Here is a 13,465-nt window from a genome sequence, read left to right on the forward strand (position 1 = left end):
CGAAAAAAGATCTATCGCAGCATAGCTGAACTCCAGGCAGATCTGGACAGATGGATGTACAATTATAATAATGAACGGACCCATAGCGGGAAATACTGCTTTGGTAAAACGCCCATGCAAACGCTCATCGACAGTATACCAATGGCACAGGAAAAGTTATTGGAGAGGCTCGCCGATGACCAGATTCTTCAGAGCCCTCACAAAAAGGGCTCAGAAGAATCTGTGTCGATGCATTTACACGAGAAAAAACTATATTCACAAATCAAATCTGACAACTTATAAAAACACACAACTGTCAGATCAAATAGTGGCTATTGCAGAATCGGAAGCCAGTAATTCATCGGAAAAATCGTTCATAAAGGACAATCAGAGCATGAGGGCATTAAGTTTCACCGCTGTAGATTGATATGCTTTTCAACAATGTTTTTGAAGCGTCAAAAATATCTCCACGATGCTATGATTAGTCCATATATCGAGGAAGCCCTTTATTTGCTATTCGATCTAATGTATGAATAAACCACAGTAAACAGGTAATATCTCCCGATTGAATTCTGTTTAATACTTTCAACGTACAAAGGATCAAAATTACGAGTTTGATAACTGTTTCGATTCAGAATATCACTCACATCTAATTTGAGCGATAAATTTCGATTTTTAAGGGCAAAGTACGTCAGGCCACTTCTTAAATTTAAGATACTTCTATTAAAGCCAGCTGTTTGTCCAAAGTATAATTTATTATCAGTTACAGATGTTAACCTGTATCTGTCACCTAACCTGCCGGTGAAGTCCAGTTTTAAGTCTTGAGAAATATACCTGTTATAATTCTGGTTGACGCCAAGGTAATCGTTTTGATTCAACTCGGTAGCTGAATTAAAATCAATATCTAGGTATTTTTTATACGAGTAGGAAATTTGCTGAGTGCAGGCTATTTTAAAATTTTTTGCAGTACTTGCCTGGTCGTTGATATATGATAGAGCTTTGCGATAACTAAAATTCGTCCCTAGATTAACACGTATTATTTTAAGTGATGGGAACGTGATATTGAAATTACAACCCAACCGTTTACTTCCGTTTACATTTATCGGCTCTACTACTTGAATACCGCTATTAGAATTTACGCTGATATTGCTCACAATATCATTGATGATATAATTAAAATACAATGAACCGTTGAAGAAAAGCTTTTCATTATACTTGCTAAAATTGTAAGTAAACGCGTGATTTACACTATACATTAGTTCAGGATTACCTTTTGTTAAAAACAATGGGTTTGAATTATTGACAACCGGATTTAACTGAGAAGACGTTGGAGCATATACCTCTTGGTTATAAGAGAAACTACCAAATTTCATAATTTGAATATCAACAAATGGATTTATGGTGATTAATTTCCGCTGATTTTTTATGGACGAATACCGGTTTGAAAATGCATTTTGCTGTAACGCAGTTCCAACAATAAAATTGACTTTCCTTATACCCAGCCTTAATGAAAAGTTTAATGTCTCGTTGAAGAAGTCACTCTTAAAATCATTACTCAAACCGGGATTAAATTTATCGTAAACACCCGATGATCTATCAAAATCCACTACAGATGTCGATATGGTACTCTTATCAAATCTAAATGAGTTTGAAAGGGATAAGCCTATGTTTCTTCTTAAATCGGTACTGTAATTTGCTGTAAGACCGATGCCTCTGTCGTTATTGTCAACAGACCGTAGTTGCCTGATAATTGAATCTGCAGTTTGGAGCTGGTTGAAATAGGTGTTATAATTAACCGAGTCTTTTACACGACTTGGGAAGTGATAGTAAGTAAGGGAAATTGTTAATTGTTGATTATTTCTTTTGATTGATTTATCAAAACCGATCCGGCCTTGTATGGCGCCTCCAGTGTAACTATTACTAATATTGTTCACACCGTTATTTTTCAACTCATTAGTTTGATCTAAACGTGTTCCAAAAGCTTGGTATGAAATTACATCCCTGCTCTGATATTCAAAACGTTGGTCAATTGTAAGTTTACTGAAACTGTCTAAGGCTATATTCAGTGCTAATGTTCCAAACAATTTACCCTGCTTAAACTTTCTTTGAGAGTCACTTTGGTATGTTTGGGCAACGCTATCCAACCGAAATGATCTTGTTACCTGACCGTTTTCGTTAGAGGATGACCTTTCATAACCTGTTGTCAGGATAAGCTCAGTATTCTTGGAAATATTACTAGAATAATTAAATCCTAAAGATTTGGAATCGACTAAAAAGGGGCCGGTTGATAATGACGATACATTATTCCAACTACCTGTGAAAGTCATCTTCTCTTTATCATCGAATCGACTTAAATCTATGAGATTATCAAACGTTTTTTTATTGCCCTTACCGAGTCCGGCTTTTCCGAAGATGGATTTCTTGTAACGGGTTTTAAGGGTTAAGTTGACCGTATTTATCTTTTGACCAGGATTGCTGGCAGATAGTTGTATTTTATCTATCAATTCTGCAGGAATTGTTTTCAATAGTAGTTTAATGTCATTATTGAAATAAACTTTGCCATCAAGCAGTACCCTATCCAGCATTTGCCCATTGAATAAAATCACATCGTCCCCAACAAGTCTTAATCCGGGGATCTTTTTAAGAATGTCTTTTGTTGTGCCGTCCGGGTCTGTATAAATTGAAGATGAATTAAATTCAAGGGTGTCGTTTTTTAGTCTAAATTTTTTCCGGTTGCCTTTTACCTCTACCTGCTTTAACAATTGCGTTTCACCAGTTAAAAAAATCGTATCTAATAAATACGTGCTCCGGTTTGAAGAGGTGCTTATGTGAATCTCTTTTTTTTTATAACCGACAAAAGAGATTTGTATAAAATATTCTTTCGCTACCGGTGCCAAAAATTCAAACTCACCTTTCCTGTTTGTTGTTTTGCTGATCCGGGTGGATGAGTCAGCAGCGTATTTCACTTTAATGGACGTGCCATCCAATGGCTGTCTTTTATCAGACGAATAAACAAAACCTTTAATGTGAAACTGGCTGATACTTTCTTGTGCGTAAGCTTGCTGGTTGAAAAAAAAGAGAAATAGAACACAGATTAGCCTTAATAAAGTACCCGAAAATAGACCTAGGCTCATTGTTCTCAAAAGAATAAACATTTATGATTATCCTTTAGTCAATCTATCAACTGTTTAAAAATGATCCGAGCGGTCGGCTTCTTATAGCCTTGTACATTATCTTTAAAGGTCATCTCATTTTTAAATTTTCTGGCATTAAAAATGGAGATTGGTAGAATGACCTTTTTCAGTGCTCTTTGGGTATTGATATTAAAGAGAAAAGGGCCACGATCACGTGGACTAAAATCATAGGTATTTTTCGAAAGATATTCATTATTCTGCGCATATATTTTAACACTCATTCTTCCATCCCTTAAGGTAATATCTGCAGAATCGAGATATTTCAGTGTTTTTTTCCCCAGGTCTGCAACTTGGGATTTGATACACTTTAATTCTTCGCAGTGCCTTATTAAATTAAGCAATTTGAATTCACTATCAAATATTTCTTTCGGTCCCAACAAGACGCCACTTGTTCCGTCCAATCCAGGCATTGCAGTTGTGTCTTTCCTTCTGACCTGTCCAAAGGCAGACGTAAAACCAAGCATTAAAAGAAGAAAAAACAGATTTCTCATAGTATTGTGAACTTAAGGCTATTTGCATAACAAGTGATATTGCACAAATCGCATTTACTTAGTCGTTAGGTTTGAGTCGACAAGCGACAGTAGCTCTCTATTATATTCGATGTTTTTCACCGGAAATTTTAAATAAAATAAAACACGCCCGGATGTGTCAATAAAACAAACATAGGGTTGCTTGACACTATCAATTGCGGAGATGGAGTTATATTCGATTACACTTCTATATTGTTTAAAGGGCAGATATGGTGAATTACTTAAAATTAGTAGTTTTTTTAAGGAAGACGAGCTTAAAGAGGTTTCTAAATTTGACAGTCCTTCACGTATACAATCTGTACAATCACCATCTTGGTACCGATAGATTACTCTATATTCTCTCAATAAAGCGGGATCCTTGACCTTCAACTTAGGATGGAAGGATAGATTATCCCTAATACTCCCTTTTAGATATGCAATTTTCTCATTGTTTGTTACATCGCGCTCTTTCATCGTATTGAGTTTCACAGCAAGTACACAAGTAAGGCACAAAAAGAAGACAAGGCAAAGAATAAGGAGCTGCCTCTGATATCTCGTCATATATTATATTTTTAATTTATATAATGCGACTATTGGATTATCATAATTTGACTGATAATTTTTAATTACTTTATAATTTTCGAAGTCTTTATCGCGAGCATCAATATTAGCACCCATCTTTTTTGATCCTGCATTTAGGATGGCTATTAGATCTTTCGTTAGAAGTGAACAAAAATAATCTCCATACACTGCAATTGCTGTTGGAAGCGTCTGGTACGGCTTATCAACAACATTTTTATAACAGATATATTTACCGGATCGCTTACTGTAAATTGTATAAACAAAATCACTACCAATCATTAAGTTGGAAAAAATTAGATTGTTGGTTTCGTATACATTGGATAATTTATATGCTTTGTTCCGCCTTCGTAATAAGTCATAAGATTGCTCTAATGCCTCACTACACGTGACATTTCTTTGTCCAAAATCGTATCGTATATAATTTTCCACTTGATTAGAATGTATTTTGTAGACCTTATCAAAAATCTGATCAATCCAGTAAACATTCTTGTTGTAGCTAAAAAGTTGCTGACTTGTAGACCAGTAGTATTTGCCAATTGGAATAAAAGACTTTGGTGATGATTGTTCATCAACTTTACAACTAATTATCAAATCTCTATCAATAGCATTAGGAATTTCTCCTTGGTTCATAAACAAATTATTGTTGACCACTTGCAATTGCTTTACAGAATATATAAGCTTAACTTCTTCTAAAAAAGAGCCATCACTACTGCTGAATATCAATATCTTTGATAAATGATTATCATAGAGGTATATCTTGTCGTTATCTATGGAAAAATCATCTATGTGCGAAAACTCTGATTGTTGATCCCCCATTTTCGTTAACTTATATAGGAAATTTCCGTTAAGGTCGAAACAAAAAACACCATATGAAGCAACGAATAATTTGTCTTTGTAAAATAAAATTTTCCAAAATTTTCCAACTTTGGCTTCATGGGGAGCTTTTAGTGCTATGTACTTATAGCTATCAACAATGTCATCATAATTAACACTTTCTTTAATAGAGTTAATATGCACCTGATATTTAAATGGTAATTCTTTCTTAGGTGCTTCTCGACATGAAATGCAAAAGATCAAAGCAAAAAAAACTACTGCAAATCTTGTAGTATACATTTAGTTATTTAGTGAGTGATGCAGACTGCACAATTCATTGGCGTTATGCAGTCTGCTTGTAAAAATTCTATCAAATCCCAGATTGATACAATGTTTGATAGAAAAATAAATTAAGGATAAACGATCTTGCCGTGGACTACTGACGGGCAACCGCCAATTGGGCAAACCTTTGCCGGTGCAGGTGTACAATTAGATGGACCACCGTCGTAACAATTAACCGAAAAGCAATTTTTCAATTCAGCTGTCACGGCTCCATTAAGTTTTAGATTTAAAGCGGCACTTATGATCCCTCCTACTTGTAACCCAGCTGTTAAACTTGTATTAGCATTAATTTTGGTTATCACTAACTCTTGATCTTTAATTATTTCGATTGTTTTATTAGCAGCACTTGGATCACTACTGCCGTCAGTATTACTGCCGCCTAAACTACTACTGCCACCAAGATTTGCACCAAAGGTTTTAGCATAAGATTTCAACGTCCCAACTGACAGGTGCGACTTCGCATCTGTCGGCTTGACAACCATTACGTTTAGAATCAGCATTGCTGCGACAATAGTTCCTCCAAAGATTTTACGCGCCAAAGCTGTGCTTCTTTTGTTCATTTTTTTTTTCATTTTTTGATTGTTTTTTTTCAAATATATATATCCTATTAGCTTAAAATGAGTAACTTCTAACAGTTTAAGAATTAGCCATACACATTTAAGAATTGACTATATAAACGTAGGATACTGTAAAGCTTAGTTTAAAAAATCTCCTTAAAATGTATTTTTCATATGATGTATTATAAAAAGAAGTGAGACTTAGATGAGCCAAATGAAAAAACATTCAAAACTGCTCTACCAATTATATAGTCTTCTGAAACGAACCCCCAAAACCTTGAATCATAAGAGTGATTTCGGTTGTCGCCCATCATGAAATAGTAATTTTTCTTAAAAACATATTGTGTTATTTTCTTTCTGTTCAGATAGTAAATTCCGCCACTATCTAAAAGATCTGGCTGCTCACTTCTTATGATACGTTGATATAAAATATAATTCCTTTGATCAAGTGGAATCTTTGTTCCTTTTTGGGGAAGTCTTACCGGCCCGATATTATCAAGAGACCAACGCTTCATTGAGTATCCATAAAATGAAAGGCCATTTATTCCTTTGTAAGTAATGAGCTCGATACCTTTCAAATTTCTAAGCCGTGTTTTGTCATTTGCACTCAAAGAAACATCGGCAGAATATAGATCACCTCTAAAATGCTTTAAGCTATATCCTAAAGCTAAACTGTCGGCAAATTTTTTGAATGGTGTGACGGCACTCAATATTAATCTATAAGATTGTTTAACGGTGGGCTCTGTCTTCACGAACTCTTTATTGACATTCACCGCACCATTTGTAATCTGCAAGCAATCGCCAGGAACAGCTACACACCGTTTTATTAAAGTTTCATGTCCATTTGTAATATCGTTGAACACGACTATGTCTCCTTGTTTTACTTTTGAAAAACCGCTGAGACGTTTATATGACCAACATGACGAATTACTTTCAGAAGACGCGCCCTTATCAAGATAAAACAATAGATTAATCCAAGGAATTTCAAAAGCTGATTGAGGAAACCTTGGCCCGTAGTTTAGTTTGCTGACCACGATGTAATCTCCAGGAAACACAAGATCTTCCATCGATTCACTAGGAACGTTATAGATTTCAAAAATAAATATTCGTGTAAGAACAGGCAGACTGATAATTGGTATGGACAGAAGCAGCCAGGTTAAATACCGGTTTGCATTTACGGCTCTGATTGATTTGAATAAAAGATGTAATAATAAAATGAATAATAAACTTAAACACAGCCATGTGAGCCCTACAATACAAAGGGATAATGAACAGGAAAAAACTATAAAAAACTTAAATACGTTTTTTTTGAGATAATTTACCATTGTCACTTTTTGATTGCTGTTTTAGGTTATATTCTCCCGATGCACTTTTTTTACGCTAGCTCTGTAGAACTCCTTATCTTGTATCGTATAGGTAGCCCCGCCCAAAAAAATCAAGAATGCTCAAACTTCCATCAGATCTTCGAATCCGCTGGTAATCAAAGACGTGCCCTTCTCTATTAATAATAACAAATCTTTAAGCGAAACAGTAAACGGTATCAACACCCCATTTTCCATTTCGATACTGCGCTTTTTTTTATCAATGCTTTGAATGAAACGTCTGTTAATGACAAACGATTGATTGACCCGGAGAAAATCCACGGATAATAATTCTTTGTGCAATTTGGTCAGCGACTTAACTGTTAAAATTTGTTTTCCTTCCAAAAAATGAATATTAGTGTAACAGTTGTCTGATCTACAAAAAACTATTTCTTCAGGCTTAATGAAATGAATCCGATTTTGTTGAGAAATGATAATTTTTTCAAACGACATATAAGTTGAAGATTTAGGTAATTATAAATTTATTTGCCACCTAAAAATAAGATGCTGCCCGACTACTATAAGGGCTCCTGAACAGAATCGCAATGATAACGAGATCTCCGCTTGTGACTACTTAGGTAAGGGTTATTAAGTAGTAAAAAGCTTAAGTGCCTCCAACCATCCCTCCAAGTATTTAGGTGGGATTTCCTGGATCTTCCATCGCGGTAAAGCTTAATTGGCACCTCAGCGATACCTAAATTGTTCAGTGCAGATTTAACAATCATTTCGGACGCAAATTCCATCCCGGTTGTTGATAAACCAATTTGTGTAATTGATGCGCGGTTCATTCCACGTAACCCACAATGAAAATCGTTTATCGGTATACGAAATAATAATCTCCCCAAAAAGGAAAGACCGGGATTACCCAAATACTTGTGCAGAAAGGGCATTGCACCTTTTTCAATACCACCTTTAAATCTGTTGCCAACAACCAACTCAACTCCATTTCTCAAACAGATTATAAAAGGCATCAGATTGCCAAAATCGTAACTATCGTCAGAATCACCCATGATGACGTATTTTCCCATAGAGTTCAGTATTCCACGGTTCAAGGTATTTCCGTAGCCTTTTTCTTCCACATTAATTACTCGTGCTCCCAAACTCAAAGCGATAGCAACAGACCGGTCAGTGCTGCCGTTATCTGCAATAAGAATCTCGGCATCTAATTGGTGAGTATCAATAAACGATTGTGCCTTAACAATACATTTGGCAAGGGTTTCCTCTTCATTCAGGCAAGGCATTAAAATTGTAAGTTCCAAAAGGTGTAGGTTTAAGGGTTAATAAATCTCTATATTCACCGACTATTATTTGCTGATTTTACCGGCCAACGGGCCATTACAAATAAAAAGATAGGTAATGGCATCAGCCAGACGACTCTGCTTTGGTATCTTGGAAATACACCGGAAAACGTACCACATATCCAGGCGTTAATTACAATTGAAAGTATCATATAAATTGCCAATAACTTATATCGCGTTTCAACCACATTTGAGGTAGAGCTTAACGCGATAATATAGATGAACAGGCAAAGAGCGAAAACTACATTTTGGAGAAAGTTTATACTGGTAAAATTCAGTTTTTGTTTGCTCTGCTTTGATGTGATGAAGCTATCGAAATCATTATCGTAGTAATTTCTAACGGCAAGGCTAACTCTCCTCCAGGGCTTATCTGCTTCGCCAGTTTCAAAAACAAAAAATTGTTTCAATGTTAATACCGCCGAGCTAAAAACAAAGGTTTTTAAATATTTAGGTGTTGTCAGAATATCTTTGATAATAACAGAATATTCCTTTTCACTTCCCTTCCATCCCCCAGTTTTATGAATGGGGCTTCTGGCATCCCACAAAAAGTTATTAGGAATCGAATCTTTATAATTACACAGCTCATAATTTTTCTTACCACATTGATCATTCAAATACTGATCTATAATTCCCATCTCCACAATGTTACCCATCAAAAAAACAACACCACCACGACTGGATTTAAACTCGCCGCCGTAAAAAAACTGGATGGTAGACAGTGTGACATTGCTTAAAACAAGGAGTAGGAAGGCAAGCAGGATTCTTTTGAAAGTAAATCCGAGTAACGAGTACTGCTTTCTTATACTTTTAAAGAGAAAGGTAAATGCAATAATTACGATTAATGATAAACAAATGTAAAAGTTGGAGTTATGCATGGATGCGCTGAAAATCAGCATTATAGAAAGTACTCCAAGTTTTAAAGGGCTTATATTTTTAAAGAAAAGTATCCCCCCCATCAAAAGTATTGATATCGGCGTAAATATATCTGCCATTATCCAACTTACTTGAAACGAAGCGCCCATGCAAAGCGATACCAGTACGCAAAAAACTATCAAAAAAACATTGCTTTTCTTTTGAGCAGAATACCTCCCGTTATTTTCAGGGCCAAACGAATTAAAATAACATTGTAACACAAAACTGACTATCAAGCTTTGTGCTATGATAACCAACCACAAGGATGTGTTGAAGCTGAAATACTTAATGAAAAGGCCATATAAAATTGGGCGATCCGGTTCTATTACTCGGCGATGAGCAGATTCAATATACATTGCTGAATCAGCATTGAATGTTAATGGAGAGGTATTGTAAAATGCAATTGTCAATAAAACGACGGTTGAAACCAATACTCCCCCGAAATTTGGATAGCCAATTTGCTTGAAAATCGATTTAATCTTACTTTTCATTTAAATTGTGATTTGGAAGGACAGGAAATAAAAATAATGGCAAAGGTAAAATCCAAACGAAACCCCATAGTCCATCTTCAAGCTTGCCGGAAACACCTGACCGTACTATGAAGGTTAGCAATAGAGATGCGAGTAGATATAGAATTAAATTATTATGAAATTTTGTCTTGATTAACAAATAAATGCATGCGCACGTTGTTAATAATAGCACCATCCATTGTGACATTCGTATCATATCAAATGTCTCTGCGCCTGCAATTTGTTTGGATAGGTAACATTCCCTTATATCACTTGTAAACCAGTTCTCAACAGCCGTAATGGCAGGCCCTTCAACAGTTGGTTTTTTGAATTTAGGTATTGATATACTTTTAAACTCAACTGTTAGATTCCTTAGTCCCGCATGCCAGTTATTCCACTGAAATCCTGTTTCTGATTTTCCGGTTACTTTATTTACTGATAAGAACAGAGCTATACTGAACATCCCAACAATAGCGAAACGACTAAATAATGTTCGCCAATTGACACGTTGTTCACCTTTGATAAATAAATAGATTACAGGCGACGCTACAAATATCAAAGCCATAGTTAGAATGGTAGCGGTATCCATTGCCGAACTCACTATTGCTATGACCGATATTATTAGCGTTCTCTCAAAATTTAAGTGTTTTACAAAAAACAATAAGCCAATAGATAATAGAGAAGTGCTTCCGAATATTATCGGAGATATGGTGGAAGCAGCTATGGAGGCGGACATCAAAAAAGATATGAAGAAAATGTAGCCATAATAATAGATCAGCCTACTTCTATGATTTTCGATAAAAAAGTGGAAGTAATAATATAAGACGAGAATTAACAGTACCGATTGACTGTATACCACAAACCAAAGTGACTTGCCCCAACTAGCGTGTGCGACAAAAAAGGAGTATAAAGACTCACCTGTTGTATGCTTTTTTTCAGAAAATCCGTTATCAATAAAGTTCCCTGACTTCTCAAATAAAAGTGGAAACTTATTATTGAGTGCGTAAAAACAAAGTATTAAGGCGCCGATGACTATCGCGAATAATTCTTCTTTAATTTTTTGTTTTGAACTCATAATGATATAGCAAGTGTTTTATCGAGTATAAAAAAAGCAACACTTGAAATTACTTTAGTATGTTTATTATGCCATATTTCATAATTGATCGATTGAGTAAAAGCATTTTTATTCAGATCGTCAGAATGGTAAAATTGTAGATAGAGATTCGTAGTTCGGCTTATAAAACTAAATAGATTATTCGACGTTGCTTACGCTACCAAAAAATCAGATATGATAGATTGAAAAAAAATCTCTAAATCCCATAAATTTCGATATAACCTAAGGTTTTATTGCTAAAGCTAATAAGCTTAAGTTTTGTGTAACTGTAGTTTTTTCAATTGTGATCTTGGTTTAAAAGTTATGACCAAATTTGTAAAATCATTTAAAATTAAACTACCACTATTTTATTGAATATACATCATATCTTATGATCTTCATTAGGAAGATCTTATGTTTGTTTTGGTTTTTCAGCTCATCCGGCAAGTCCACACCTAACGAATAACACTATAAGACGTCTACGTACGTCATCTCTGAACGGTCGAGTTTCCTGTCGTTAGTTTGAATTGCATTTTTGTTAGTTAAAATATGGTGTAGAACCTAAAATGGATAAAAGTGTTGACCTAATTATAATACGTACCATTTTTACAGATCAACAACTCTCTATAAATACTTTTTTAGGAGATCGCCAGGCTAGAAATATCAGCAAGTATTGTTCAATTTACGCTATAACATTGGTCAGAACTTAAAATCCTTTGCCCGTAAACGGCGTGCGGGTTCGATTCCCGCTCTGAGTGCTTGAAAATGAGGTGATTAGGTGAAAGGCACTAATCGCTTTTTTTTTGCCTAAATTTTCTGGTGAAACATTTTGCGCAACGTATCCCCTGTTCGGGAACCAATATAACTCGTATTTTACCAAGCGAAGTTAAAAAGCATTAAATTCCTTTTCAAAACCATGCTACGGTAAACTTTTTTAATATATAGGTGGGTATTGTTTTTGCAAAAAGAAGTTCATAATATTAAACGGTTCTTTTAATCCTAACCCTCACAGTTTGATATGACATTTAAAGTTCTAATTGATGACGCTTTTTCTGTAATATGTTCAGATGAAACGTTAACCCCTATAGATAAAAAGCGAGTACTGTCTCTCGCCAACGATTTTGAAGATTGCAAATGGCGCTTCGAAAAGTTTCAAAATTTCATATGGGACAATATAGCGGAAACCGCTCTTTCATCTCGGGAAGGAGATGCCTTAATTAATAATCCTCATTCGTCTATCAAAGAGTCGGCTAAAAAGCTACGCTTAACTGATAAAGTTGATGACATCAGTAGTGGCAGTGAGTTAGCTGAAATACTTCTCTATGGGATCATGAAGCATTATTATAATGCTCTGCCTGTGGTACCCAAATATACTATAAGCAAAACCCACGAGATAACGCTAAAGGAGCTGATAGCGTCCATATTGTTGTTAATGATAAAGACTTTACAATTTGGTTTGGCGAAGCAAGATTTTACAACAGTATTGAAGATACAAGATTAGGTTCGATTATAACTTCTATCGAAACATCATTAGCAACCGATAAATTAAAGAAAGAAAATAGCATCATTACTGATTTAAAAGATTTAGACCAACCGATTGATGACAACGAGCTTCTAAAAAAAATAAAATCCACTTTATCGACTCAGGAATCAATAGATACACTAAAGCCAAAATTACACATACCGATCTTATTATTGCACGAATGCACTATCATTCCAAAACACAAAGAGTTATCGGAAGAATATGTAGAAGAAACTTTAAAATATCAAAAAGCGAGAGATGAATCATATTTTAAAAAACAAATAGAAAAAATAGGAACGACTATCTTTAAGTATTCGGACATATCATTTCATATAATTCTTTTTACAGTTCCATCGAAAGAAGATATTATCAAAGAATTTTTATCTACTGCTAATTTTTATAAAGGCGCATAATGAGTATGGAAAATATGGACATATTTGAAACTTGTCACCTGATCAACAGGGAAATCGCTTTTAACCTTATCCAGCTAAAAGCAAGCTTCTGTATTCATCATCCAAAGCTGCCCGTCTACGTTTTTGTGGCTTGTTGGCTTTGGATGATGTTTCCCTTTCGATCATAGTTAGGGCCATTTTGGCGATGATATGATAGTTTTGGGCGGCATTTCCTTTCTTTTTTAAAGATGCATCTTCTTTAAAAACAACGTCAAGCGACCAATGGAGGTTATTTTCGATAGCCCAATGACTTCTGACGGCACGGGCGATAACTGAGGGCGTTGCCGGAAGCGAGCTGATGTAATACCTGGTTTCTTCCGATTGCTTTCCGCTCTGCTTATC

10 protein-coding genes and 2 pseudogenes are annotated in these 13,465 nt (G+C 35.2%); 2 read left to right on the top strand and 10 right to left on the bottom strand.

The window, feature by feature from the left end; translation table 11 throughout:
* A pseudogene (locus LX99_RS26195) lies at positions 1 to 282 on the top strand (hypothetical protein); the annotation flags it as partial.
* 203 nt (positions 283 to 485) lie between these two features.
* On the opposite strand, the gene LX99_RS24980 reads toward LX99_RS26195, so the two are convergent.
* The 9 genes from LX99_RS24980 to LX99_RS25860 form a co-directional block, all read right to left on the bottom strand.
* Positions 486 to 3,113, bottom strand: coding sequence for an outer membrane beta-barrel protein (locus tag LX99_RS24980; RefSeq protein WP_170122796.1), 2,628 nt, complete (start codon positions 3,111 to 3,113; stop codon positions 486 to 488).
* Positions 3,114 to 3,151: 38 nt separating this feature from the next.
* Positions 3,152 to 3,664: a hypothetical protein gene (locus LX99_RS24985; RefSeq protein ID WP_109611035.1), complete on the bottom strand. Its 513-nt coding sequence runs from the start codon at positions 3,662 to 3,664 to the stop codon at positions 3,152 to 3,154.
* A gap of 582 nt (positions 3,665 to 4,246) precedes the next feature.
* Positions 4,247 to 5,377, bottom strand: coding sequence for a 6-bladed beta-propeller (locus LX99_RS24995; protein ID WP_109611039.1), 1,131 nt, complete (start codon positions 5,375 to 5,377; stop codon positions 4,247 to 4,249).
* A 110-nt stretch (positions 5,378 to 5,487) separates the two neighbouring features.
* Complete coding sequence (locus tag LX99_RS25000) at positions 5,488 to 6,012, bottom strand: hypothetical protein (RefSeq protein WP_146203226.1); 525 nt, start codon at positions 6,010 to 6,012, stop codon at positions 5,488 to 5,490.
* A gap of 146 nt (positions 6,013 to 6,158) precedes the next feature.
* A complete protein-coding gene (lepB, locus tag LX99_RS25005) occupies positions 6,159 to 7,301 on the bottom strand; it encodes a signal peptidase I (RefSeq protein ID WP_109611045.1) in 1,143 nt (380 codons plus the stop codon).
* Positions 7,302 to 7,421: 120 nt separating this feature from the next.
* Positions 7,422 to 7,790 carry a LytR/AlgR family response regulator transcription factor gene (locus LX99_RS25010; RefSeq protein WP_109611047.1) on the bottom strand — a complete coding sequence of 123 codons (369 nt, stop codon included), beginning with the start codon at positions 7,788 to 7,790 and terminating at the stop codon, positions 7,422 to 7,424.
* A gap of 65 nt (positions 7,791 to 7,855) precedes the next feature.
* Positions 7,856 to 8,596, bottom strand: coding sequence for a glycosyltransferase family 2 protein (locus LX99_RS25015; RefSeq protein ID WP_211319094.1), 741 nt, complete (start codon positions 8,594 to 8,596; stop codon positions 7,856 to 7,858).
* Between the two features lie 35 nt (positions 8,597 to 8,631).
* A complete protein-coding gene (locus tag LX99_RS25020; RefSeq protein WP_109611052.1) occupies positions 8,632 to 10,038 on the bottom strand; it encodes a hypothetical protein in 1,407 nt (468 codons plus the stop codon).
* Entirely contained in the window at positions 10,028 to 11,131 is a 1,104-nt protein-coding gene (locus LX99_RS25860; protein WP_109611054.1) for a hypothetical protein, read from the bottom strand. Before LX99_RS25860 ends, LX99_RS25020 begins: the two co-directional genes overlap by 11 nt.
* Positions 11,132 to 12,167: 1,036 nt before the next feature.
* Here LX99_RS25860 and LX99_RS26525 point away from each other — a divergent pair.
* Positions 12,168 to 13,084: pseudogene (locus LX99_RS26525) on the top strand (HamA C-terminal domain-containing protein).
* A 66-nt stretch (positions 13,085 to 13,150) separates the two neighbouring features.
* Here LX99_RS26525 and LX99_RS25035 read toward each other — a convergent pair.
* Positions 13,151 to 13,465 (bottom strand): ISAs1 family transposase (locus tag LX99_RS25035; RefSeq protein WP_109611056.1); only part of this gene is annotated, 315 nt, incomplete at its 5' end.

This window comes from Mucilaginibacter oryzae, from assembly GCF_003148845.1.
Classification (GTDB): Bacteria; Bacteroidota; Bacteroidia; order Sphingobacteriales; family Sphingobacteriaceae; genus Mucilaginibacter; species Mucilaginibacter oryzae.